The sequence below is a fragment of the Frigoribacterium sp. AC512 genome, from assembly GCF_979258295.1.
In genome coordinates this window covers 629,564-653,325 of sequence record NZ_OZ409850.1, presented here as the reverse complement: position 1 = coordinate 653,325, position 23,762 = coordinate 629,564, and the positions used below count along the sequence as shown (strand labels likewise).

At 73.1% G+C, this 23,762-nt stretch carries 21 protein-coding genes and 3 tRNA genes; 6 read left to right on the top strand and 18 right to left on the bottom strand.

Annotation, left to right across the window (positions count from 1 at the left end):
- Window positions 1-33 precede the first annotated feature (33 nt).
- The 5 genes from ACZZ97_RS02955 to ACZZ97_RS02935 form a co-directional block, all read right to left on the bottom strand.
- Entirely contained in the window at window positions 34-1,218 is a 1,185-nt protein-coding gene (locus ACZZ97_RS02955) for an FAD-dependent oxidoreductase (protein ID WP_463472247.1), read from the bottom strand.
- Window positions 1,215-2,054 carry a methyltransferase domain-containing protein gene (locus ACZZ97_RS02950; protein ID WP_463472246.1) on the bottom strand — a complete coding sequence of 280 codons (840 nt, stop codon included), beginning with the start codon at window positions 2,052-2,054 and terminating at the stop codon, window positions 1,215-1,217. The genes ACZZ97_RS02955 and ACZZ97_RS02950 overlap by 4 nt, the downstream gene beginning before the upstream one ends.
- Before the next feature lie 17 nt (window positions 2,055-2,071).
- On the bottom strand, window positions 2,072-3,232 hold the full coding sequence (locus ACZZ97_RS02945; protein ID WP_463472245.1) for a type III polyketide synthase: 1,161 nt from the start codon (window positions 3,230-3,232) through the stop codon (window positions 2,072-2,074).
- 183 nt (window positions 3,233-3,415) lie between these two features.
- Window positions 3,416-3,489, bottom strand: a tRNA-Met gene (locus ACZZ97_RS02940).
- A gap of 36 nt (window positions 3,490-3,525) precedes the next feature.
- A tRNA-Thr gene (locus tag ACZZ97_RS02935) sits at window positions 3,526-3,597 on the bottom strand.
- A 121-nt stretch (window positions 3,598-3,718) separates the two neighbouring features.
- Between ACZZ97_RS02935 and ACZZ97_RS02930 the strand changes: the two genes are divergently transcribed.
- Window positions 3,719-4,285, top strand: coding sequence for a 2'-5' RNA ligase family protein (locus tag ACZZ97_RS02930; protein WP_463472244.1), 567 nt, complete (start codon window positions 3,719-3,721; stop codon window positions 4,283-4,285).
- Between the two features lie 44 nt (window positions 4,286-4,329).
- Here the strand turns inward: ACZZ97_RS02930 and ACZZ97_RS02925 are convergent, their stop codons facing one another.
- Complete coding sequence (locus ACZZ97_RS02925) at window positions 4,330-5,238, bottom strand: aldo/keto reductase (protein ID WP_463473749.1); 909 nt, start codon at window positions 5,236-5,238, stop codon at window positions 4,330-4,332.
- Window positions 5,239-5,373: 135 nt separating this feature from the next.
- Between ACZZ97_RS02925 and ACZZ97_RS02920 the strand changes: the two genes are divergently transcribed.
- Window positions 5,374-7,131, top strand: coding sequence for a glycoside hydrolase family 13 protein (locus ACZZ97_RS02920; protein ID WP_314102285.1), 1,758 nt, complete (start codon window positions 5,374-5,376; stop codon window positions 7,129-7,131).
- A 152-nt stretch (window positions 7,132-7,283) separates the two neighbouring features.
- Here the strand turns inward: ACZZ97_RS02920 and ACZZ97_RS02915 are convergent, their stop codons facing one another.
- From ACZZ97_RS02915 to ACZZ97_RS02905, 3 genes are all read right to left on the bottom strand, one after another.
- A complete protein-coding gene (locus tag ACZZ97_RS02915) occupies window positions 7,284-8,498 on the bottom strand; it encodes a M23 family metallopeptidase (protein WP_463472243.1) in 1,215 nt (404 codons plus the stop codon).
- A gap of 216 nt (window positions 8,499-8,714) precedes the next feature.
- Window positions 8,715-9,683 carry an inositol monophosphatase family protein gene (locus tag ACZZ97_RS02910; protein ID WP_463472242.1) on the bottom strand — a complete coding sequence of 323 codons (969 nt, stop codon included), beginning with the start codon at window positions 9,681-9,683 and terminating at the stop codon, window positions 8,715-8,717.
- 105 nt (window positions 9,684-9,788) lie between these two features.
- Window positions 9,789-9,870, bottom strand: a tRNA-Tyr gene (locus ACZZ97_RS02905).
- Window positions 9,871-10,179: 309 nt separating this feature from the next.
- On the opposite strand from ACZZ97_RS02905, the gene ACZZ97_RS02900 reads away from it, so the two are divergent.
- A complete protein-coding gene (locus tag ACZZ97_RS02900; protein ID WP_463472241.1) occupies window positions 10,180-11,091 on the top strand; it encodes a type IV toxin-antitoxin system AbiEi family antitoxin domain-containing protein in 912 nt (303 codons plus the stop codon).
- Window positions 11,092-11,204: 113 nt separating this feature from the next.
- Here ACZZ97_RS02900 and ACZZ97_RS02895 read toward each other — a convergent pair whose 3' ends face one another.
- The 4 genes from ACZZ97_RS02895 to ACZZ97_RS02880 form a co-directional block, all read right to left on the bottom strand.
- Window positions 11,205-11,693 (bottom strand): YajQ family cyclic di-GMP-binding protein, encoded by a 489-nt coding sequence (locus ACZZ97_RS02895; RefSeq protein WP_123546714.1) that lies wholly within the window; start codon window positions 11,691-11,693, stop codon window positions 11,205-11,207.
- Window positions 11,694-11,836: 143 nt separating this feature from the next.
- Window positions 11,837-13,252, bottom strand: a complete 1,416-nt coding sequence (locus ACZZ97_RS02890; RefSeq protein ID WP_314102343.1) for an FAD-dependent oxidoreductase — start codon at window positions 13,250-13,252, stop codon at window positions 11,837-11,839.
- A 106-nt stretch (window positions 13,253-13,358) separates the two neighbouring features.
- Window positions 13,359-14,450, bottom strand: coding sequence for a polyprenyl synthetase family protein (locus tag ACZZ97_RS02885; protein WP_314102350.1), 1,092 nt, complete (start codon window positions 14,448-14,450; stop codon window positions 13,359-13,361).
- A gap of 46 nt (window positions 14,451-14,496) precedes the next feature.
- The gene (locus tag ACZZ97_RS02880; protein WP_463472240.1) at window positions 14,497-15,228 is read right to left on the bottom strand and encodes a demethylmenaquinone methyltransferase; all 732 of its coding nucleotides are present in this window, start codon (window positions 15,226-15,228) and stop codon (window positions 14,497-14,499) included.
- A 52-nt stretch (window positions 15,229-15,280) separates the two neighbouring features.
- Between ACZZ97_RS02880 and ACZZ97_RS02875 the strand changes: the two genes are divergently transcribed.
- Complete coding sequence (locus ACZZ97_RS02875; RefSeq protein WP_314102340.1) at window positions 15,281-16,513, top strand: isochorismate synthase; 1,233 nt, start codon at window positions 15,281-15,283, stop codon at window positions 16,511-16,513.
- Window positions 16,510-17,946 (top strand): MFS transporter, encoded by a 1,437-nt coding sequence (locus ACZZ97_RS02870; RefSeq protein ID WP_463472239.1) that lies wholly within the window; start codon window positions 16,510-16,512, stop codon window positions 17,944-17,946. Before ACZZ97_RS02875 ends, ACZZ97_RS02870 begins: the two co-directional genes overlap by 4 nt.
- 46 nt (window positions 17,947-17,992) lie before the next feature.
- Here the strand turns inward: ACZZ97_RS02870 and ACZZ97_RS02865 are convergent, their stop codons facing one another.
- The 4 genes from ACZZ97_RS02865 to ACZZ97_RS02850 form a co-directional block, all read right to left on the bottom strand.
- Window positions 17,993-19,093, bottom strand: coding sequence for a DUF418 domain-containing protein (locus ACZZ97_RS02865; protein WP_463472238.1), 1,101 nt, complete (start codon window positions 19,091-19,093; stop codon window positions 17,993-17,995).
- Between the two features lie 74 nt (window positions 19,094-19,167).
- Window positions 19,168-20,019 (bottom strand): PPK2 family polyphosphate kinase, encoded by an 852-nt coding sequence (locus tag ACZZ97_RS02860; protein ID WP_463472237.1) that lies wholly within the window; start codon window positions 20,017-20,019, stop codon window positions 19,168-19,170.
- 134 nt (window positions 20,020-20,153) lie between these two features.
- Window positions 20,154-21,938, bottom strand: a complete 1,785-nt coding sequence (menD, locus tag ACZZ97_RS02855) for a 2-succinyl-5-enolpyruvyl-6-hydroxy-3-cyclohexene-1-carboxylic-acid synthase (protein ID WP_463473748.1) — start codon at window positions 21,936-21,938, stop codon at window positions 20,154-20,156.
- Window positions 21,939-22,014: 76 nt separating this feature from the next.
- Window positions 22,015-22,380 (bottom strand): PLD nuclease N-terminal domain-containing protein, encoded by a 366-nt coding sequence (locus ACZZ97_RS02850; protein WP_463472236.1) that lies wholly within the window; start codon window positions 22,378-22,380, stop codon window positions 22,015-22,017.
- Between the two features lie 99 nt (window positions 22,381-22,479).
- Here ACZZ97_RS02850 and ACZZ97_RS02845 point away from each other — a divergent pair, with 99 nt between their 5' ends.
- Window positions 22,480-22,809 carry a DUF4229 domain-containing protein gene (locus tag ACZZ97_RS02845; RefSeq protein WP_463472235.1) on the top strand — a complete coding sequence of 110 codons (330 nt, stop codon included), beginning with the start codon at window positions 22,480-22,482 and terminating at the stop codon, window positions 22,807-22,809.
- 1 nt (window position 22,810) lies between these two features.
- On the opposite strand, the gene ACZZ97_RS02840 is transcribed toward ACZZ97_RS02845, so the two are convergent.
- Window positions 22,811-23,758 carry a 1,4-dihydroxy-2-naphthoate polyprenyltransferase gene (locus tag ACZZ97_RS02840; protein WP_463472234.1) on the bottom strand — a complete coding sequence of 316 codons (948 nt, stop codon included), beginning with the start codon at window positions 23,756-23,758 and terminating at the stop codon, window positions 22,811-22,813.
- Window positions 23,759-23,762: the final 4 nt, after the last annotated feature.

Below are 23,762 nucleotides of genomic sequence, written 5' to 3'. Positions count from 1 at the left end.
GACGTCCCCTCCGCCCCGGCGCGCAGCTCCGGGTCAGACGAAGCGCATCGAGTAGAGCGAGGCGAGCAGCCGGCGGGTCGGCAGGTGCAGCGCCGCCGACAGGCCGACCTGCCGGGCCGCACCGACGACGGGCCCGACGGGACGGCCGAGGGCCATGTTGATCTCCGCCTGCCGAGCCGAGCGGGCGACCGACCGGCGACGCGCCTCCTCGTACGCCCGGAACACGGTGGGATCGAGGCGTCGCCCTCCCGCCGAGCGCAGGGCCCGCGCGAGGACGGAGGCGACCGCGTCCGCGTCGAGCCAGCCGAGGTTCATCCCCTGGCCGCCGATCGGGCTGATCTCGTGGGCGGCGTCGCCGATCAGGACGACCCGCCCGGCGACCGTGCGCCGGGCCAGCCGGCGCTGCACGCCGAAGGCGCTCGTCATGGTCGCCGTGCCGGGGTCGATGTCGAGGCCGGTGCGGTCGGCGACGAGGCCCGCGACCAGCTCGGCGGCAGGCGCGGCACCTGCCTCGGCTGCGGTACCGGTGTCGGCAGCGTGAGCATCGAGCAGCACCACGAAGCGGCGCACCCCGCCCGGCAGCGGGAACGACTCGACGACGCCACGTCGCTCGAGGTGCACGACCGCGTCCGCGCCGAGCCCGGTGTCGTCGGCCACGTCGCACATCACGTAGCGGTCGGGGTAGCGGTGCAGGGGAGCGTCGATGCCCAGGGCGCCGCGCACGGGACTGCGGGCGCCGTCGGCCGCGAGGACGAAACGGGCTGCCGCCTCCACCGGTCCGTCGGCGGCCGTCCCGCGGAGCAGGACCCGGTCGGGCTCCTGCTCGAGCCCGTCGAGCGAGAGACCGCGCCGGAGCGAGCCCGGCGCGAGCGACTCCAGCCTGTCGCGCAGCAGCTGCTCGGTGCGGTGCTGCGGCAGGGCGGCGACGAACGGCCACCGGGGGTGCGCCCGGTCGAAGTCGACGGTGCCGAGGGTGCGGCCGCCGCTGCGGGCGACGCCGCGACGCACCGGCACCGCGTCGGCGACGAGCGGCTCGGCCGCACCCACCCGGTCGAGCACGTCGAGGGACGGCGGGTGGACCCCGATGGCACGCGAGAGGCTCGGCGCCTCGGCACGGCGCTCCCAGACCGCGACGTCGAGGCCGCGCGCCGCCAGCAGGGCCGCGGCAAGCACGCCGACCGGTCCGCCGCCGACGACGACGACGTCGTGCGTGATCACGAGCGCGGCCCGGGCTCGACATCGCCCGCACCTGCGCCTGCGCCCTCGGTCTCGGTCTCGATCTCGGTCTCGGTCTCGGTCTCGGTCTCGACCCGGCCTGTGGTCGCGGCGTCGGCGAGGTCGAGGTCGAGCACGGCCCAGACGCGGAACGGCGGCCGGCGGAGGGCCGTCCAGCCGGCGGGCAGTTCACGAGCCAGCTCCGCGTGGGTCCAGCTGCGGCGGATCGAGCGCAGCCCGTCCACCCGGACGAAAGAGGTGCGCGCGAGCGGCAGGGTCCCCGCCCAGTATCCGGCGTAGGCAGCGCGCGACCGCCGGATGTCGCTGTGCAGCACGAGCCGGCGGGCGAGCGCCCGGCTGTCGGACAGCACGTCGGCCCGGGACGCGTCGTCGAGGTGGTGCAGCACGTGGTTCGACACGACGACGTCGAACTGCTCGCCGGCGTCGACGAGGTCGCCGCTCGAGGCGCACCGATGGACGACGCCGTCGGCCGGACGGGCGCTCGCGAAGTCGTGGGCGCGTCGGTCGGGATCGACGGCCGTCACCGCCAGGCGCAGCCCGTCACGGCGCGCCCACCGGGCGAGCGAGCCCGCGACGTCGCCGCCGCCCGATCCGAGGTCGAGCAGGGTCGTCGCCCGGTCGGCGGAGAGGAGCGGCCGGATCCGCTCCCGGTACGCGCGGCGCCAGCCGGCCACGAGCCCGTTCACGAGCGGGAAGACGGCGTAGGTCCGTCTCAGCTGGCCCAGGTCGCAGGCAGGGTCGTCCATCAGCTCGCGGAGGCCGGTGTCGCGCTGCGCGACGTCGACGACGGGGCCGCGGGGATCCCGCGACCTCCTCATCCCGGAGACGATCACGGTCAGTCGCCGACCCGACGGGTGAGCAACGCGCTCTCGACCGTGAGGCCGGGCCCGAAGGCCATGGCGCACACCCTGCGGACGGCGGGAGGTGCGGGTGCGTCGTCCGCGCCTCCTCGGCCCTCGAGGTGCTCACGGAGGATGAACAGGACCGTCGCGCTCGACATGTTGCCGTACTCGCGCAGCACCCGGCGCGACGGCGCCATCTGCGCCTCGCTGAGGCCGACCTGTGACTCGACACGGTCGAGGATGCTGCGGCCGCCGGGGTGCACGGCCCAGCCGTCGATCTCGTCGACGGCCACGCCGCCGGCCTCGAGCAGCGGGGCGAGCGCAGAGTCGACGTGCTCCTCGACGATGTGCGGCACGTAGCTGCTCAGCACCATGTCGAAGCCCTGGTCGCCGATGCTCCACGCCATGTCGTCCTCGCCGACGGGCGTGAGCACGGTCTCGAGCACGTCGAGGTCGAGCACCGGCGCACCGGCCGCCGCAGGCCGGGACGACACGACGGCCGCCGCGGCGCCGTCCGCGAAGACCGAGGAGGCGACGATCGCGTCGGTGTCGTCCGAGCTGCGCAGGTGCAGGGTGCAGAGCTCGGCGCAGACCACGAGCACGACCGCGTCCGGCTCGGCGAGGCAGGTGTCGCGGGCGGCCCGCAGGGCCGGGAAGGCGCCGTAGCAGCCCATGAACCCGATGTGCAGTCGCCGGGTCGAGGGCGCGAGCCCGAGACGGCGCACCAGGAGGTAGTCGGGGCCCGGCGCGAAGAAGCCGGTGCACGAGACGGTGACGACGTGGGTGACGTCGGCGGCGGTGATCCCCGTGGCGCCGGCCAGCGCCTCCTCGGCGGCCCGGACGAAGAGATCGGGGCTCCGCTCGACGTAGACGTCGTTGCGGGCTCCGGTGCCGGGGCGCAGGATGCGGCCCTCGGCACGGTCGAAGAACACGGGGGCGGCGTCGGGCTGGCCGGGCTGCTCGGGCTGCTCGGCGTCGAGCTCGTCGATCACCGTGTGGCGGGTGTCGATCTGGGCGCCGTCGAAGACCGCCCCGATGAGCCGAGGTGCGAGGCGGCCGAGATCCGGTTGACTGCGGAACACGTCACGGATGTGGTCCTGCCCGATGATCGTCGGGGGAACGGCCGTGCCGATGCTGTGGATGCTCGGGGACATCCCCCGAGCGTAGGCGACCAGCAGGGCACGACGATCAGGAAGGCAGCCCGAGGGGCACAGCCCGAGACACACAGCCCGGGAGGCACAGCCCGGGAGGCACAGCCCTGGAAACACAGCCCAAGGGGCGCAGCCCGGGAAGGAGAAAGGCCCCGCTCGTGCGGATGCACGTTCAGGGCCTTGCGGTAGCGAGGGCGGGACTCGAACCCGCGACACCACGATTATGAGCCGTGTGCTCTAACCAACTGAGCTACCCCGCCGCAAGCTGTCTGCACGGTGTGACCGTGACCAGCCGGAGCCCCGAGTCAGGTTTGAACTGACGACCCCTTCCTTACCATGGAAGTGCTCTACCACTGAGCTATCGGGGCGTGACCTCGCTCAGCCGGCCCAGGAGGGCGACTGCCGATCGGCACCAGACAAGGGTAGCAGAGCCGCGAGCCCTCTGAGGACACCGGGCGCGCGCCTCTTCCACGAGGCCATCATCGACGGGTGCACAGCATCGAACTCCTGCTCGACGGGTCGGCGGACGCCCGGGTCCGGGCCCAGTGGGCCGCGCTCTCCGACGCCGGCCTGCCGTCGCAGGCGGACCACGCGAGCAGCTCGAACTCCCCGCACGTGACGCTGCTCGCTCGGCGGGGCATCGACGGCACGGCCGACCCGGCGCTGACCGAGCTGCTCGACCGCCTGCTCCCGCTGCCGGTCGTGCTCGGCGCACCCCTGGTCTTCGGGCACGGCCGGGGGCACGTGCTCGTGCGGTCGATCGTCGCGACGCGTGCCCTGCTCGACCTCCAGGCCGAGGTGCTCGCGATCGTGGGCGGCGAGGACGACGTGACCCACTCCTCCCCCGGCCTCTGGGTGCCGCACGTCACGCTGGCGAGCCGGCTCGACGCCGAGGCGGTCGGCCGGGCCCTCGCCGCGGTCGAGGCCTTCGAGGACGAGGAGGCGCGCGAGGCCCCCGAGGGCGCCCGCGGCCCGGTCGTGACCCCGGCCAGCAGCCTCGTCTCGGGTCGGCGCTGGGACCCGAGCGTCCGCACCGTCGTCGTCCTCGGTCGCTGACGCCCGCCTCCTCGGAGCCGGTCCCGCCCGCCCGGGCGGTGCCTCTACGAGGCCTGGGGTGCGGACGCCGCGGCGAGGGCGGCCAGGTCGCGGTCGTCGAGCTCGACCGACGCCGAGCCCAGCAGGTCGTCCAGCTGCTCGACGGTGCGGGCGCTGGCCAGTGCGCCCACGACGCCGGGCCTCGAGGCGAGCCAGGCGACGGCGACGGCGGCAGGTGCGACCCCGTGCCGTTCCGCGACCTCGGCCACGACCTCGACGACCCCGAGGGCCTGCGGGGTCGCGTAGCTCGCCGCACGGCCCTCGCGCGGCGACGACCGGGGAGCGTCGCCGCCCCGGTACTTGCCGGTCAGGAGGCCGCTGGCGAGCGACGAGTGCGGGAGGACGGCGAGGCCGAAGTGGTCGACGACCGGGGCGGTCTCGGTCTCGTACTCGCCCCTCCTCACCAGGTTGTAGGGGTGCTGCACGGCGACGAACGGGTGCAGGCCGTCGCTCTCGGCGATGGCGAGGGCCTGGCGCAGCCGCGCGGACGAGTAGTTGGAGGCCCCGGCGAAGCGGATCTTCCCCTCGTCGACGAGCTCGCTCAAGGCGGTCACCGTCTCGCGGAGCGGCGTCTCGTCGTCGTCGAAGTGCGCCGAGTACAGGTCGATGCGGTCGGTCCGGAGCCGGGTCAGCGAGGCCTCCACAGCGGTGCGGATGCTCGCCCGCGACAGGCCGGGCGCGGCCGGGTGCTGGCCGCACTTCGTGCTCACGAGCACACGGTCGCGGTTGCCCGGGCGGGCCAGCCAGCGGCCGATGATCGCCTCGGACTCGCCGCCGGAGTTGCCGGGCAGCCAGGCCGAGTAGACGTCGGCGGTGTCGACGATGCGGCCCCCGTCGCCGACGAACAGGTCGAGCAGCTCGAGCGCCGTCGGGGCACCGACCGTCCAGCCGAAGACGTTCGTGCCGAGGGCCAGGGGGAACGGGCGGGGGTCGTCGGACCAGTCGCCGTTCGCGAGGTCGATGAAGGAGTCCAGGGGTCCGCCGATCCGTGTCGTGGGAGGCCCACGCTACCGGGCGGAGGCGCCCCGCCGCTGCCGTATCGTGGCGGGATGTCCTCACACGAGACCACGGGCGACACGCTCGACTCCCCCGCCGAGACCGACACCACGACCGTCCCCGACATCGAGTCGACCCCGTCGTCCGGCGCCGAGCGCGGCGGCGAGTGGTGGCGCACGGCCGTCATCTACCAGGTGTACCCGCGCTCGTTCGCCGACGCGGACGGCGACGGCGTCGGCGACCTGCCCGGCATCACCTCCCGGCTCGACGCCCTCGCCGACCTCGGCGTCGACGCGGTCTGGCTCTCGCCGTTCTACACGTCGCCCCAGCACGACGCGGGCTACGACGTCGCCGACTACGTCGACGTCGACCCGCTCTTCGGCACGCTCGACGACTTCGACGCCCTGCGCGCCCGGGCGACCGAGCTCGGCCTCCGGCTGATCGTCGACCTCGTGCCCAACCACACGTCCTCCGAGCACGCCTGGTTCCGCGCCGCCGTGGCCGCGGCCCCCGGCTCGGCCGAGCGTCTGCGCTACATGTTCCGCGACGGCACGGGGCCCGACGGCGACCTGCCGCCGAACAACTGGCAGTCCGTCTTCGGCGGACCGGCCTGGACGCGCCTCGTCGAGCCCGACGGCCGACCCGGGCAGTGGTACCTGCACCTCTTCGACACCTCCCAGCCCGACCTCGACTGGACGAACCCGCTCGTGCGCTCCGACTTCGTCGACGTGCTGCGCTTCTGGCTCGACCGGGGCGTCGACGGCTTCCGCGTCGACGTCGCCCACGGCATGATCAAGGCCGACGGCCTGCCCGACTACACGCCGCCCGCCGACGCCGGCAGCATGGGCGGCGGGGAGACCGCCGACGCCACCCCGCCCTACTGGGCGCAGGACGGCGTGCACGAGATCTACCGCGAGTGGCACCAGGTGCTGGCCGAGTACCCCGGCGACCGGGTCATGGTCGCGGAGGCGTGGGTCGAGCCCCTGTCGAAGCTCGCGAAGTGGGTGCGTCCCGACGAGATGCAGCAGGCCTTCAACTTCGCCTACCTCGAGACGGGCTGGTCCGCAGCCGCGATCCGCCGGGTCGTCGACCAGTCGATCGAGACGTTCTCGAGCGTCGGCGCCCCGAGCACCTGGGTCCTGAGCAACCACGACGTCGTGCGCCACGCCAGCCGCCTGGCCCTCACGGCCGAGAACCCGCAGGGCCACGGCATCGGCCCGAAGAGCGCCGGCCTGCCGATCCCCGAGCTCGGCCTCGCCCGTGCTCGGGCGGCCTCCGCCGTCATGCTCGCGCTGCCCGGCAGCGCCTACCTCTACCAGGGCGAGGAGCTCGGACTGCCGGAGGCGGTCGACCTGCCCGACGAGAGCCGCCAGGACCCGACGTGGTTCCGCACCGAGGGCGAGCGCTACGGGCGCGACGGCTGCCGCGTGCCCATCCCGTGGGAGTCGGGTGCGCCGGCCTTCGGCTTCAGCGCGACCGGCGCCTCCTGGCTGCCGCAGCCCGAGGACTGGTCGACCTACGCCCGTGACGAGCAGCAGGGCGTCGCCGGCTCGACGCTGGAGCTCTACCGCTCGGCCCTCGCCCTGCGCGCGGAGCACGAGCTCGGCGCCGCCCCCCTCACCTGGGTCGAGGGCTACGACGAGAGCGTCGTGGCCTTCCGCACCGGCGGCGTCACCGTGGTGGCCAACACGGGCGAGGTGGCGGTCGAGCTGCCGGTCGGCGACGTGCTGCTGTCGACGATGGCGCTCGACGGGCCGGCGCTGCCGCCCAACGCCGCCGTGTGGCTCGCCTCGGTCGACGACGTGCGCTGAGCGCCGCGCCCGTGCCGTCACGACGAAGCCCCCGACCGAGGTCGGGGGCTTCGTCGTGACGGGGGGATGAACTGCGGCTCGTGCGCGGGCTGGCCACCAGCCTGTCCGGGACGATCACCGTCCTGCTCAGGTCGGCGGGCACCTCCGACGGGTCAGTTCGTGTTGGCGGTGAGCCAGGGGTACGGGTCGACGGGGACGCCGCCGAGGTGGATCTCGAAGTGCAGGTGTGCACCGGTGCTGTTGCCGGTGCTGCCGACCTTGCCGACGAGCTGCCCCACGGTGACCTTCTCGCCGACGGAGACCTGGACGGAGCCGGTCTGCATGTGCGAGTAGGTGGACGTGACCTTCTCGCCGCCGATGACGTGCTCGATCTCGACGTGGTTGCCGAAGGCGCCCCCCGGGCCCGTGACCGCGCTGACGGTGCCGTCGGCGATCGCCTGGATGGGCGAGCCGGCACCCGGGACGAAGTCGAGCCCGTTGTGGAACGTGCTGCAGAAGCCGCAGTTCGTGACGTGACGACCGCCGAAGCCGCTGCTGATCGGCACCCCGGTCGCGAAGGGCCACTGGACGGTGCCGGCGACGTCGTTCGAGAAGGTGCTGGAGCTCGTCGAGGCGTACTCGCTGACGGGCGCGACCTTCATCTCGGTGACGGAGTAGCCGTCGCGGGAGGCGGCGTCCTCCGCGGCGGCGCCGGCCACGAAGGTCTGGCTCGCGGCGGCCTTCTTGGCCACCGTCCGCTCGTCGGTGTCGACGAAGAAGGCGTTCGCGGGGACGGAGGTGGAGACGAGCATCGCGCCGGCGAAGACCATGGCGCCGACGACCGTGACGCGCTTGCCCGCGCTGCGGAACGAGCTGCGCTGGCGGGGAGCCGCGGCCGGACCCGTCGTGGTGGCGGCAGCTCGCGGAGCGGCTGCAGCTCGCGGGGTGACGGGGCGCTGCGCGGCACGCGCGGTCGCGCGACCCGCCTCGGGGGCGGAGATCGCCTCGGGGGCGGCGACCGCGGGGGCGGCGGCGGCGGGGCGACGGCCCCGACGGCGAGCAGCCTCGGCCTCGGCGGCGCGGCGCTCGGCCCTGGTGGCGTGGGCCGGGGCCGGGGCCGTCTCGGCGGCGGCGGCCGACGTGACGGGTGCGGGCACGACGGCCACAGGCACGGGCACGTCGGCAGCAGGAGACGCGACGGGGGCAGACACGGAAGCGGCGGGGGCAGACACGGATGCGGCGGCGCGACGCTCGGCCTCACGGGCCTCGCGGCGGGTCAGGAAGACCTGCTGCGCCGGGGTTCCGGTCGCGTCATCCCGCTGATCGACGGGTGCACGACGCGACTGCTGGTCGCCTTCATGCTCGGCGATGGGGTGGGACTTCGACACGGGTGATGGATCCTCGGGGTTCGGGCGGAAGAGGGCTCATCGGCTCTCGAGGTCGACATCGTGACCACTCCGGACCAATGTCACGGAGAAGTAACGAACTCGTCAAGGGTAGCCGCTCGTTCACCAGATGGCTACCCGCCTTCGGGTGCCACGGCGATGTGGACGCAGGGCTTCTCGCAGGAATACCTGACCAGAGGCCATTTGTCGAGACGCAGGTCAGAACCGCGCACCCTCGAGGAGAGCGTCGGCCGCCCGGGCGACGTTCGGTGCCGACGCGACCACGAGCCTGCCGCTCGGCGCCTGGCCCTCCTCGCCGCGCACCACCGCGCCGGCCTCCTGCGCGACGAGCACGCCGGCGGCGTGGTCCCACGGCTTGAGGCCACGTTCGGCGTACACGTCGAGACGACCGGCCGCGACGGCGCAGAGATCGAGGGAGGCGGCTCCCAGGCGACGAAGGTCGCGCACCTGGCCGATCAGGCGGCCCACCACGGCGGCCTGCTCGACCCGCCGGTCGGCCTCGTACGAGAACCCCGTCGCGAACAGCGACTCGGCGAGCGAGGCGGGGGCGGACGGGACGAGACGTTCCTCGCCCAGCCAGGCGCCGCCTCCTCGGCTCGCCGTGAACACCTCGCCCGAGAGCGGGTTCACGACGCAGGCGGCGAGGGCCGACCAGGTGAGCGGATCGGGGCCGCCCTCGACGACGGCGACGCTGACCGCCCACTGCGGGATCCCGTAGAGGAAGTTGACGGTGCCGTCGATCGGGTCGACGACCCAGGTGAGTCCCGTGGAGGAGTCGTCGGGGTCGCCCTCCTCGCCGAGGAAGCCGTCGCCGGGACGCAGCTCGGCGAGCCGGGCACGGAGGAACGACTCGACCTCGCGGTCGGTGTGGGTGACCACGTCCACGAGGCTGCTCTTCGTGTCGGCGACCTCGACCCCCTCGGCGCGCCGCGCGGCCGCGAGCCGGGCTGCGGCCGTCGTGACCTCGACGGCGAGGGCCAGGAGCTCGGCGATGCCCTGCGGGCCGGTGTCGGCGCTCGGGCTGGTGTCGGCGCTCGTGCCGGTGTCGGCGCTCGTGCCGGTGTCGGTGTCGGTGCTCGTGCCGGTGTCGGTGCTCGCGCCGGTGTCGGTGTCGGTGTCGGTGTCGGTGCTGGTGCTGGTGCTGGTGCTGGTGCTGGTGTCGTCCATGGGGCCTCCTGGCGGTCGTGCTCGATCGACCGCGGAAACGACGAACGGACCCGATCTCTCGAGTCCGTCGTGGTGTCGCCTGCTCCGAGAGGAGCGATGGAACTGTGGCAAGTGAGGGATTCGAACCCCCGAAGGCTACGCCAGCTGATTTACAGTCAGATCCCTTTGGCCGCTTGGGTAACTTGCCATGCACGCCCGGCCCATGTAATCACCGACCGGAGGCGCCAGACAAATATACAGCCTCCGGCGGCTCCCGTTGACCACCCCGCCCCTCCCCCTCCCTCCGGCCTCCTTCTTCCAAAATTTGAGAGCGATTCCCGCCTTCCTGCCGCCGATCATCAAGCCCTGCCGTCGTCAGAGCGCGGATCTGTCTCGGTTTGCTGAACTGACTTGATCGATACGGTCGAGCCCTCCCCCGACCCCTGGGCACCTCGTCTTGTCCACAGCACGCTCTGCGTCGCGCGAGAGACAGCAGCCGGTTCAGCACTCTCAGCTGATGGACGCTCTTCTCTCCGAGCCGCTGGCTCGACACGGTGGCCTCGCTTCACGCCGTCAGCTCCTACAGGACGGGGCCTCGCAGGAGCTGCTGGACCGCACGTGGCGCGCTGGTGATCTGCTCCGCGTCCGCCACGGCATCTACGCGGCGCCGGATCTCCCGCGGGAGATCATCAGGTCCGCCCGCGTAGGCGGCGCCCTGGCCGGCCCGTCTGCGACGGCGCTCATCGGCGGATGGCAACCGCACGGTGCGCCGTTGTTCGTCAGCGTGCGAGCGAACGACCACCGACTCCGTCACCCCGACGACGCGGGCCGCCGCCTCACCCGACGAGACGAGTCGGTCGTCGTCCTCCGCGACGCGCACCACCTCGACCCGCTGGCCGACAGGCTGGTCGTGTCGCCAGTCCCTGCAGTGGCCCAGTCCCTGTTGCACCTCCCCGTGTGGGAAGCAGTGGCCGTGCTCGACTCGGTCCAACGAGCGGGACATGTCGTCGACCCCGTCGACATCGAGTTGGTTCGCCGACGGTTGCCTGCTCGCCTGCGCGCCGCGGTCGATCTCGCAGACCGCCGGGCGGAGTCGGGGACGGAATCGATCGCACGCGTTCGACTCGCGGACGCGGGGATCGGGACACTCGTGCAACCGGAACTGACCACGTCGATCCGGTCGGATCTGCTCATCGGCGACCGGCTCATCGTCGAGTGCGTGAGCGTCGACCACCACTCCTCGCCCGCGTCGTACAACTCCGACCGACGACGGATCTCCGAGATGATCGTCCTCGGCTACACCGTGCTCGAGTTCCCTTACCCGGACGTCATGTTCGCCTGGCCGGGTGTGCTCGCCACGGTCGAAGCGGCGATGTGGACACTGGGCATCTCAAAGGGAGACATTCCTCGGCTCCGCACACTGAGATGAACAGCACCGATGGTGGCTCGCGCTCGGATACCTCTCAAATTACGGCCCGACGGTGCCAGACCAGGGGCCGGGCCGGGGTCAGCGCGGGCAGAAGCCGCGGGCCGGGCCGGCTGCTACCGGAAGTTGACGAACTGGAGGTCGACGTCGAGGTCGGCCTTCTTGAGCAGGGCCATGGTGGCCTGCAGGTCGTCACGGCTCTTCGACTGCACGCGCAGCTCGTCGCCCTGGATCTGGCTCTTGACGCTCTTGGGGCCCTCGTCGCGGATGATCTTGCCGATCTTCTTCGCGGCGTCCTGCTCGATGCCCTCCTTGAGGGCGGCCTCGATGCGGTACTCCTTGCCGCTGGCGAAGGGCTCTCCCGCGTCGAGGTGCTTGAGGCTGATGCTGCGCTTGATGAACTTCGACTCCAGGACGTCGAGGACGGCCTTGACCCGCTCCTCCGTCGACGCCTTGAGCAGCAGCTTCTCGCCGCTCCAGTCGACCGAGGCGCCGACGCCCTTGAAGTCGTAGCGCTGCTCGATCTCCTTCTGCGCCTGGTGGAGGGCGTTGTCCGCCTCCATCTTGTCGACCTTGCTGACCACGTCGAAAGAGCTGTCTGCCATGCCGACCAGCTTAGCCACGAGCGCCGGGGCGGGTGACGCGATCGCCGGGAGCGCTCCCCGGAGACGACGACGCGCCTCCTGCAGCGCGCCCGGGGGCAGGACGCAGGAGGCGCGGGTCGCCCCCGAGAGGAGGCGGCGGCACGTCAGACGGACACGACCGCCGCGTCGGAGTCGGAGCCCGCGTCCGGGCCCGCACCGGAGCCGGACCGCGAGACGCGGACCATCTCGTCACGGGGCACGACCTTGACGCGGACGCGCTCGTGCTCGTGCTGTGCCCCGAGCGACTGCTCGTGCTGGTCGAGGCGGTGCCAGCCCTCGAGGTCGGTGTACTCGACGCCGCGCTGCTCGAGCAGGGCGGGGATCGCCTCGTCGGACGTGTCGGCGGGCTGCCACCAGCTCGCCTGGTCGTTGATGACGTGCTTGACGGTCTCCATGGCGTCGGACTTCGTGTGGCCGATGAGGCCGACCGGCCCGCGCTTGATCCAGCCGGTGGCGTAGACGCCGGGCATGATCTGGTTGTCGTCGTCCATGACCTGGCCCTCGTGGTTCGGGATCACGCCGCGACGCTCGTCGAAGGGGATGCCGTCGAGGGGCGAGCCGAAGTAGCCGACGGCGCGGTAGATCGCCTGCACCGGGACCTCGCGGATCTCGCCCGTGCCCTCGACGCCGCCCTGTCCGTCCGGCCGTGTGCGCTCGTACCGGAACGCCGCGACGCGGCCCTCGTCGTCGCCGACGACCTCGAGCGGCTTCGCGTAGAAGTGCAGGTGCAGCCGACGCGACGCCGTGCCGACCTCGCGCTGACGCCACTGGTTCAGCACCTTGTCGATGACGAAGACCTGCTTGTTCGTCGCGATCGCGGTCTTGGAGGCCTCGTCGTGGTCGAAGTCCTCGTCGTGCACGACCATGTCGACGTCGCGCACCTCGCCGAGCTCGCGCAGCTCGAGCGGCGTGAACTTGACCTGGGCAGGTCCGCGACGGCCGAAGACGTGCACGTCGGTGATCGAGGACTGCTTGAGCCCGGCGTAGACGTTGTCCGGGATCTCGGTCGGCAGCAGGTCGTCGGCGTGCTTCGCGAGGATGCGCGAGACGTCGAGGGCGACGTTGCCGACGCCCACCACGGCCACCGACTGCGCGTCCAGCGGCCAGGTGCGCGGGAAGTCGGGGTGGCCGTCGAACCAGCTGACGAAGTCGGCGGCGCCGTAGCTGCCCTCGAGCTCGATGCCGGGGACGTCGAGGTCGGCGTCCTTGATGGCGCCGGTCGAGAAGATGACCGCGTTGTAGTGCTGCTTCAGGTCGTCGAGGGTGATGTCCTCGCCGTAGCGGACGTTGCCGAAGACCCGGATGTCGCCGCTGTCGAGCACGTCGCGCAGGGCGTTGACGATGCCCTTGATGCGGGGGTGGTCGGGTGCGACGCCGTAGCGGACCAGGCCGTAGGGGGCAGGCAGCTGCTCGAACAGGTCGATCGACACGTCGAAGGCCTTCTCGGCCTTGAGCAGGATGTCGGCGGCGTAGATGCCGGCGGGGCCGGCTCCGACGATGGCCAGTCGAAGGGTTGTCACGAGTTGTCTCTCTCTGCTGGTGTACGGCGCGGAGGTGCCGGCCGTGCGGACGGTGCGGTGTCTGTGGGTGGGGGCGGGGAGCGGAGCCGAGGAGGCGCGCAGCCGGTCAGGCGGAGCGCTCGACCACCCGGTCGGCGAAGCGGGTGAGGGCCTTCTTGACGGGGCCCGCCGGCAGTGCGTCGAGGGCGGCCAGCGCCTCCGACGCCCACCGGTGCGCCTCGCGGCGCGTGCGGTCGGTGACCTCGTGCTCCCGGAGCTGACGGACGATCTCGGCGAACTCGGCCTCGTCGACCGGGTCGGCGCCGTCCTCGGCGGCACGGGTGGCGTCGACCACCTGGTCGATGACGCCCAGCAGGGCCGCCGCCTCCATGTCGGTCTGCGCCTCCTGACGGAGGTAGAGCAGCGGGAGGGTGACGACGCCCGCGCGCAGGTCGGTGCCGGCGCGCTTGCCCGTCTCCTCGGCCTGGTCGGAGAGGTCGATCACGTCGTCGATCAGCTGGAACGCGATGCCGATCTTCTCGCCGAACTCGGCGACGGGGGCGAGGTACTCCCGGGGCGCCCCCGAGAACATCACGCCGGCACGGGCCGCGGTCGAGATCAGCGAGCCCGTCTTGTCGCCGAGCACGTCGATGTAGTGCGTGATGGGATCGTCGCCCTCGCGCGGCCCGACCGTCTCGTGCAGCTGGCCGAGGCAGAGCCGCTCGAAGGTCTCGGCCTGCAGCAGGATCGCCTCCTGTCCGAGGCCGGACACGATGGTGCTGGCCCGGGCGAAGAGGAGGTCGCCGGCGAGGATCGCGACGTTGTTGCCCCACACGGTCTGGGCGCTGGGCACCCCGCGGCGCATCTGCGCCTCGTCCATGACGTCGTCGTGGTAGAGCGACGCGAGGTGCGTGATCTCGGTCGCCTGGGCCGACGCGACGATGCCCGGGGTGGCGCCGTCGCCGAGCTGGGCGATGAGGAGGGTCAGGGTCGGGCGCACGCGCTTGCCGCCGGCGGCGAGCAGGTAGCGGGTCGTCGCGTCGGCGATCTCGTCGGCGAACGCGATCTCGCGGAGCAGGCCCTGCTCGACGAGCTCGAGGCCGTCGTCGACCGACTGCACGAAGCGCCGGTCGGAGGGCGAGGCGAAGAGCTTCTCGCCGAGTCCGAGCGACGAGCTCAGGGAGCTGCTGCGGCGGGTGAGCGGCACACTCGGGTTCACAGGGGTCACCTTCGTCTGGTCTGGTCGACCGCCCCGGGGGCGGCGGCTACTTCTTCTTCGCCGCGGAGGCGCGGGTCGACGGGTCGGCCGGCTTGCGGCCCCGGTGCAGGGCGACGATGCCCAGCGTCAGGTTGCGGTGCGCCACCCGGGTGAACCCCGCGCCGCGCAGCCACTGGCTCAGCACCTGCTGCTCGGGCCAGGCGTCGATCGAGTCGGCGAGGTACGAGTAGGCGGGCGTGTTGCTGCTCACGGCCCGGGCCACGACCGGCATGACGTGCCGCAGGTAGGTGCCGTAGGCGGCGCGGAGGGGGCCGAACGGCGGCGTCGAGAACTCGCAGACGACGAGACGGCCGCCGGGCTTGAGCACCCGGTACATCTCGGCGAGCGCCTGCTTCGGCCGGTTGACGTTGCGCAGGCCGAACGAGATGGTGACGGCGTCGAAGGTCTCGTCGTCGAACGGGAGCTGCTCCGCGTCGCCCTCGACGAACTCGATCTCGGGGTGACGCTCACGGCCGACCTCGACCATGCCGTGCGAGAAGTCGAGCGCGACGACCTCGGCGCCCCGCGCGGCGATGGCCGCCGAGCTGGTGCCGGTGCCCGCGGCGATGTCGAGGACGCGGTCTGCGGGGCCCGCGCCGATCGCCTTGACGGTCGCGACGCGCCACAGGACGGCGTTGCCCGCGGAGAGCACGTCGTTCGTGCGGTCGTAGTGGCGGGCGACGCCGTCGAACATGGACGCTACCTCGTCGGGTTGCTTGTTCATATCGGCCTTGGTCACGATGGTCGATCCTACCGGCATGCCCCGTGCGTGGCCCGAGTAGGGTCGAACCGTGGTCCCCTCGTCGCTGCACGTCCCCTCCTTGTCCGTCCGCACCACGCAGATCGACCACATCAGCCCCCTCCTCGACGTCGTCGACCCGCGCAGCCCGCTCGTCTTCGTGCGGGGCGGCGCGGGCATGGCCGGCATCGGCGAGGCGCTGCGGCTCGAGTTCACCGGGCCCGACCGGATGCGCGACGCGGCCGTCGCCTGGCGCACGGTCGCGAGCCTCGCCTCCGTCGTCGACGAGGTCGGCGTGCCGGGGACGGGCCTGATGGCGTTCGGCTCGTTCGCGTTCGACGACGAGTCGGCCGACACGAGCGTCCTGATCGTGCCGCGCATCGTCCTCGGGCGTCGTGACGGCGTGGCCTGGATCACGAGGGTCGACGGGGCCGAGCTGCCCCCGGCGTCTCCCGTGGGCGCGTCGACGAGGCTCCGCATGGTCGACGGCGAGCTGTCCGGGCCGGGCTACGCGGCCGCAGTGGCGCAGGCCGTCCAGGCGATCCGGCACGGCGAGGTGAGCAAGGTCGTGCTGGCGCGCGACCTCGTGGGCAGGCTGCCCGCCGAGGCCGACCTGCGGCTCGTCGCCGCGACCCTGCTCACGGCCTACCCCGACTGCTACGCGTTCGCCGTGGACGGCCTGATCGGGGCCAGCCCCGAGACCCTCGTCCGCACGGAGCGCGGCGAGGTCAGCGCGCGCGTCCTCGCGGGCAGCAGCGCACGAGGCGTCGACGCCGTCACAGACGAGCAGGCCGCCCACGCCCTCGCCACCTCGACCAAGGACCTCGACGAGCACGCGTTCGCGCTGCGCAGCCTGCTCCTCTCGCTCGGCCCGCACGCGGACGACGTCGTGACGGGCGAGCAGCCGTTCACGCTGAAGCTGCCGAACCTGTGGCACCTCGCCAGCGACGTGCGCGGGCGGCTCACCGACGGGTCGTCGTCGCTCGACCTGATCGCCGCCCTGCACCCGACCGCGGCCGTGGCCGGCACCCCGACCCCGCGCGCGCTCGAGCTGATCCGGCGGCTCGAGCCGTTCGACCGCGGCCGGTACGCCGGGCCGGTCGGCTGGGTGGGCGCCGACGGCGACGGCGAGTGGGCGATCGCGCTCCGCTGCGCCCAGGTGCACGCCGACGGCACCGTCCGGGCGTTCGCCGGCGCCGGCGTCGTCGCCGAGTCCGTCCCCGAGCGCGAGGTCGCCGAGACGACCATGAAGTTCCAGCCCGTCGTCGGGGCGTTCTCGCTGTGACGTCGACCCCCGCGCCGGGGCCCGGAGCCGAGGAGGCGGCGGCCGCGCCGCGCTGGTCGCGACCGGTGGCGCTCGTGGTCGCGGCGGCCTTCTTCATGGAGAACCTCGACGCCACGATCCTGTCGACGGCCACCGCCTCCGTGGCTCGTGACTTCGGCGTGCAGCCCGCTCAGCTGGGGATCGCGGTCACCGGCTACCTGGTCGCCGTGGCCGCGTTCATCCCGCTGGGCGCCTGGCTCGCCGAGAGGTGGGGCGCACGGCGGGTGTTCCTCGCCGCGGTGGTGCTGTTCACGCTGGCGTCGCTCGCGTGTGCGCTCAGCCCCGACCTCGTCGCGCTGACGACGGCTCGGGTCGTGCAGGGCGCCGCGGGAGCGATGATGGTGCCGATCGGGCGTCTCATCGTGCTGCGCAGCACCGAGAAGTCCGAGCTGATCAAGGCGATCGCCTACCTGACCTGGCCGGCCCTGGCGGCCCCCGTCGTGGCGCCCCTGATCGGCGGCCTCCTCACCGAGCACCTCGGCTGGGAGTGGGTGTTCCTCGTCAACGTGCCGATCGGCGCCCTGCTGCTCCTCGCGGCGTGGCGGGTCGTGCCGTCGCCCGAGGTCGGCGACCGGCACCCGCTCGACTGGCCGGGGCTCCTGCTCGTCGTCGGCGCGATCGTCGCCCTCGTCGTCGCGTTCGAGCTGCTCGGCGACCAGGCGACCGTGCTGCTCGGGGCCCTGCTCGTCGCCGTGGCGGTGGCTCTCGGGCTCGCGGCCGGCCGGTGGTTCCGTCGAGCCAGGCACCCCCTCCTCGATCTCGAACCCTTCCGGGTCGCGACCTTCCGGGTCACGAACCTCAGCGGCTCCCTCTACCGGGCCGTCGTGAACGGCGTGCCCTTCGTCGTCCCGCTGCTGCTGCAGGACGGCTTCGGCTGGTCGCCCGTCGAGGCCGGCCTGATGCTCATGTGGGTCTTCGTCGGCAACCTCGGCGTCAAGCCGTTCACGACTCCCCTGATGCACCGGTTCCGCATCGTGCCGATCATCGTCGTCGCCACCGTCGGGCTCGCCGCGACCTTCGTCGCCGCGTCGGTCGTCGGGCCGGACACGTCGCCCGTGCTCGTGGCCGCGATCCTGCTCGTCAGCGGCGTGTTCCGGTCGGTGGGGTTCACGGCCTACAACACCCTGCAGTTCGCCGACGTGCCGGCCGCACAGATCGCCCCGGCCAACGCCATCGCGTCGATCACGGGACAGCTCGCCGTGGGCCTCGGCGTCGCGCTGACGGCGCTCACCGTCCGGGTCGCCGACACGGTCGCCACTGCCGCGGGCACGGGAGGCGCGGCCACCGGATACCAGGTCGCCCTCGTCGTCCTCGCGGCGCTGGCCCTCGTGAGCCTGCCCGAGGGGCTGCGGCTGCCGCGGGGCGCCGGAGACTCCCTCCGGAGCCGCGCCTAGCGACAGGCGGCCACGTCGCCCGCCTCGAGGGCCGTCGTCGTCGGGCTCAGCCGCCCGCGAGCCGACGAGCGCCGGTCGCCACGAGCCACTCCAGAGGCCCCCGCCGGAACCGCCGACGAACGAGGAGGGCGACGACCACGAGGACCGAGGCGGACGCGGCGAAGACGGCGAACTGTCCTGACTCCGTGGTGGCCAGGGGCAGCAACGCGAGGACGACCACGAAGTGCAGCAGGTACATCGTCAGCGCGAGCGCGCCCACGGCGGCGACGGGCTCGAGGAGACGGTGGGTCGACGAGGGGAGGGCCAGGACAGCGGCGAGCAAGAGCAGGCAGAGCCCCGTCGAGCCGATCATCTCGACCGGCGAGCCCGAGTGGGCCTCCGCGGACAGGAGCGAGGACGCGAGCGGGCCGAGGTCGACGACGGAGGCGAGCAGCGCCACGCCGTACGCGGCAGCGGCGCAGGACGCGCCCACGACGGCGAGGACGCCCACCCGCAGCGCCCCCTGGGCCAGCAGCCTGCCGACGGCGGCCCCGGCGAGTGAGGCGACCAGGTAGGCCGCAGCCTGGACGAGCACGTCGACGGTGCCCTGCGCCAGCGACGTGAGCACGTCGAACGTCCCCGCGTCGCGGGCCGTCCCCAGCAGGAGGCCCAGGGGTGCCGTCACCGCCGCCGCCGCGACGGCCGAGATCGCGAGCGTTCGCGGACGGAGGTCGACCACGGCGGCGAGGACGAGCAGGAGCAGCCCGTGGACGGGCAGGATCGTGACGATCGTCACGACGCCGAGCGCGAAGACGACCACGGCGCGGGGGACGAGGAGCGCTCGGCCGGTCACCTCGACGGCGCCGTCGGCGCGAGGTCGCGATGCCGTGAGCCCGACCGTCACGCCGGCGACCAGGAAGAAGAGGACGGAGGTGTGGCCGACGACGACGGCGTCGACCACGGGGCTCAGGGCTCCGACGGTGTGCACGGCGACCATGCCCAGCACGGCGAGGCCCCGCACGACGTCGATCGCCACGATCCGGCCGGCCCCGCCCGGAGTGCGGAGGCGGACGGGGCCGACGGCCGGGCCCGAGACGGCCCGCTCAGAGGGGCGGGCCGCGTCGACGGCACCCGGGACAGAGACCGTGGAATGTGGAATGTGGGTCATGCCGCCAGCATCGGGGAGCGGGCGACGTGGTCGCGTCCTCCCCCGGTACCGGAGGAGCGGCACGACGGGACCGACTAGGTCGAGGCGAGGCGGGTGCGCTCGAGCTCGACGTCGAAGTCGGCGGACGGCCAGTCGAGCCCGCGGGACACGAGGGCGTCGACGAGGAGGCGCTGGACGGCCACCCGGGCGTACCACTTGCGGTCGGCCGGCACGACGTACCACGGCGCCTCGTCCGTCGAGGTGCGTCGCAGCGCGGTCTCGTACGCGCTCTGGTAGTCGTCCCAGACGAGCCGCTCCTCGATGTCGCCCGGGTTGAACTTCCAGTGCTTGTCGGGTCGGTCGAGCCGCTCGACGAGCCGTTCCTTCTGCTCGTCGCGAGAGAGGTGCAACATGACCTTGACGATCGTCGTCCCGGCGTCGACCAGCTCGCGCTCGAACTCGACGATCGCGTCGTAGCGCCGCTCGATCTCCTCCGGCGGGGCGAGCCGCCGGACCTTGCCGATCAGGACGTCCTCGTAGTGCGACCGGTCGAAGACGCCGATCATGCCCGGACCGGGCAGCTCGCGACGGATGCGCCACAGGAAGTCGTGGGCCAGCTCCTCCTCGGTGGGGGCCTTGAAGGCGTGGTGCGCGACGCCCTGCGGGTCGACAGCGCCGACGACGTGGCGCACGATCCCGCCCTTGCCTGCCGTGTCGGTGCCCTGCAGCACGAGGAGGACGTTCCCCTGCGACCCGCCGGTGCGGCTGCCCGCGAAGAGCTTCTCCTGCAGCTCGCCGAGGGTGTCACGACCCGACTCGAGCACCTGCGCGGCGTAGCGCTTGTCGCCGGAGAAGCCGGGGGTCGAGGCAGGGTCGATCTCGGCGAGGCTCAGCTCGGGGCCGGCACGGAGGATCTCGGTGGGCTGGGTCGTCCAGGTCTTGGCCATGGGCACGAGCCTACGGCCGGGGGCCGACGACCGCACGGGCGCGTCGATCGAGGGACGACGGGCGGGCAGGAGGCGCACGGTCCGCACGCGTCGCTCGGTCCGCGCGCGCCGCACGGTCAGCGCGCGCCGCGCAGTCAGCGCGCGAGCGGCACCTCGATCAGCACGGGGCCGTCCCAGGCCCTCGCGAGCGCCTGGTCGAGCTCGGCACGCGTCGAGGCGAGCACGTGGTGCCAGCCGTACGCGGCGGCCAGCCCCGCGAGCCGGACACCGTGCGGCGTGAACTGCACGCGGCGCATGGCGTCGACCGGCGCCGTGGCCGCCACCTCGAGGCCGTCGAAGATCGTCCCCCCGCCGTCGTTGCCGACCACGACCTGCAGCCGAGGCCGCACCTCGCCGTCGCCGAGCAGGAGCGAGCCGACGTCGTGCAGCAGGGTGAGGTCGCCCAGGAGCACGCGGGTGACGCCCGGCGCCCCGTGGTCGACCTGGCTGGCGAGGGCGATGCCCGTGGCCGTCGCCACCGTGCCGTCGATCCCGGCGAGACCGCGGTTGGCGTGGACGCGGACCTTCTTGCCGGGCACGACCTCGTCGACCTCGCGGATGAGGCGGGAGGCGCCGAGGACCAGCCGGTCGTGCGGCCACGTCACGCGCCACAGGGTCTCGGCCAGGGCGCGACGGGTCACGGGACGCCGCAGCAGGGCGACCTCGCCCCGGAGGAACTCGGCCCGTGCCGAGCCGTCGTCGCTCGTGGCGGCCTCCAGGTCGGGCGCGGCCTCGTCGTCGCCGACGACCCGGCGTCCGGAGTGCACCCAGCGGCCCACCCAGGCGCGGTGGGCGCGGTCGTCGGGCGTGCCTCCTGCGGTCTCGACCACGTCGACGGCGGCGACGACCGTGGCCGACCGGCCCGGGTCGTACGCGTCGGCGGTCGCGCCGCGGACGACGACGACCTCGACGCCCGCGCGCGTGAGGAGGGCAGGGACCTGGCGGGTCAGGGTCGGGTGTCCGAGCACGACGACCCGACGCACGACGCCGCCGAGCTCGGCGTCGCCGAGCAGCGTGCGGAAGCCGAGCGCGAGGTTCGGGCCGAAGTGGGCCCCGCTCGAGACCTCGGCCACGAGCGGCGCGCCGAGGGCGCGGGCGAGCGCCTCCGCCTCGGGACCGGCCCCGTGGCCGGCGACGACCACCGTGGCCGGCTCGACGTCGACCTCGAGGCGCACGGCGGCGGCACGCGCGACCTCCGACCAGGAGGTGTCGTCGACCGGCTCGGGACGGGCCGCGGGGAGCGAGTCGAGCGCCGCCGACAGCGGCTCACGGAACGCGACGTTCAGGTGAACGGGACCAGGGACGGCGGGGGCGCCCTCGGCCCGGTCGGCGTCCGGGGCGCCGAGGGCCGTCGCGACGGCGGCACGCGCGACCGTGCGGACTGCGTCGGAGTCGACGGAGCCCGTGCGCGGGGCCTCGAGGTCGTGCCCGGCCCGGGTGGCGACGCCGAACACGCCGGGCTGCTGCGTGGTCTGGTTGGCGCCGATGCCCCGGAGCTCTACGGGCCGGTCGGCCGTCAGCACGATCATCGGGACGCCGGAGTGGTGGGCCTCGAGCACGGCCGGGTGGAGGTTGGCGACCGCCGTGCCGGAGGTGGTGACCACGACGGCCGGGAAGCCGGACTCGACAGCGAGGCCGAGCGCGAGGAAGCCCGCCGAGCGCTCGTCGATCCGCACCCGCAGTCGCAGTCGGCCGGCACGCTCGAACTCGGCGGCGGCGAGGGCGATCGACTGGGATCGGGAACCCGGGCTGAGGACCAGTTCGCGGACCCCGGCGTCCACCAGGCCGGCGAGCAGGGCCACGGCGTAGTCGGTGGCGACGCTGCCCGAGGTCGAGGAAGACGACTCAGCCCGGTCGGCACCGACCTCGTCCGCTCCGATCTGGTCGGCCCTCTCGGGCAGCTCGGACTCGGCGACGTCGGGCCGGTCGTCCTCAGGACGTGTCACGGGGTGGGCCTCAGGCGTTGTTCTTGTCGTTCTTGTCGTCGCCGTCGAGCTCGGCCAACTCTTCTTCGAGACGACGGATGCGCTCGTCGGTCGTCTCGCGATCGAGGTCGCTGACGGTCGAGCTCGAACGACCCGAGAACTCGGGGTCGTCGTCCGGGGCGACGAAGCGCCGCGTCTCGGACTGGCCCGACTTGCGTGCACGGCCGATCAGGAACCACAGGACGGCGCCGATGACCGGCAGCAGCACGATCACGAGGGCCCACAGAGGCTTGTTGAGCGCCCGGAACCTCGACGACTCGGCGAAGAGGCAGTCGATGAGGGCATAGATGATGAACGCAGACGCTGCGACGATCGCCACGACCAAGAACTTCACCATGGACCGAGCATAGGCGGGCCGGCAGGGCGTCGCCTGATGGTCGGCCGCGAGGTGACCGCAGGGACGAGGAGGTGCAGGGGGCGCGCGTAGACTCGCCGCGTGAAACCCTGGGTCAAGTACTCGATCGTGCGCCTCGGCGTGTTCCTCGTCGCGCTGGTCGTGCTGGTGCTCCTGCTGCCGAACCCGTACCTGGCGACGCTCATCGCCGCCGTCGTGGCGTTCTGCGTCTCGTACCTCTTCTTCGCGCCGCTGCGTCGGCAGGTCGCGCTGGAGCTCGCCGAGCGACGGTCGAAGCCGGAGCCGCTCGACGGCGACAGCCTCGCCGAGGACGCCGAGCTGGCCGAGCGCGATGCCCGCGACGACGAGGCCGCACGCGACGAGCGGGACGCGGGACGCGCCTCCTCGCCCGACGCAGGACGCACCTCCTGATCTAGAAGAAGAGCGCCGCCCCGAGGCCGAGGCCGAACAGCAGCGCCGTCAGCGACGACAGCTGCAGGGCGAGGATCAGCTCGCGCGGCGTCTTGCCGGTCACGCCGATGACCGCTGCGGGCACCGCCGCGATGAGCACGAAATAGACGTACGGCGCGTTGAAGTACAGGAAGCCGAAGTAGACGAGCAGCAGGAACGGCAGCAGCAGGAACAGCGCGTAGAGCGCCCGTGCCACGGTGTCGCCGACGACGACCGCGAGGGTGCGCTTGCCCGCTGCCGCATCCTGCGGGATGTCGCGGATGTTGTTCACCATGAGCACGGCGCAGGCGAACAGCCCGGCGGCGATGCCGGCGACCCACGCGTCGGCGGGGAACCGGTGCACCTGCACGAAGGCGGTGCCGACGGTCGCGACCAGCCCGAAGAACACGAAGACGAAGACCTCGCCGAGGGCGTTGTACCCGTAGGGGCGCTTGCCGCCCGTGTAGTACCAGGCGGCGACGACGGCGGCCGCCCCGACCGAGAGCATCCACCAGTAGCCGGTGGTCACGACGACCACAACGCCGGCGAGGGCGGCGAGGCCGAAGAAGACCAGCGCGACCCGCAGCACGGTCCTGGGCCGGACGCTGCCCGAGCCCGTCAAGCGTGCCGGGCCCACCCGGTGTGCGTCCGTCCCGCGGATGCCGTCGGAGTAGTCGTTCGCGTAGTTGACGCCGATCTGGAGGAACACGGCGATCGCGAGGCAGAGCAGGGCCAGCGGGAGGTCCCAGCTGCCGTTCGCCCGCGCGACGCCCGTGCCGAGCGCGACGGGCGCGACGCCGAGCGGCAGGGTGCGGAGGCGGGCGCCGCCGATCCAGTCGCCGGGCGTGACGCGGCGGGCGCGCTGGGCGCCCGGCCGGCCTCCCGGTCGGCCGCCGCGCTTCTTCTTCGGGGATGTCGTCGCTCGTGCCACGGGA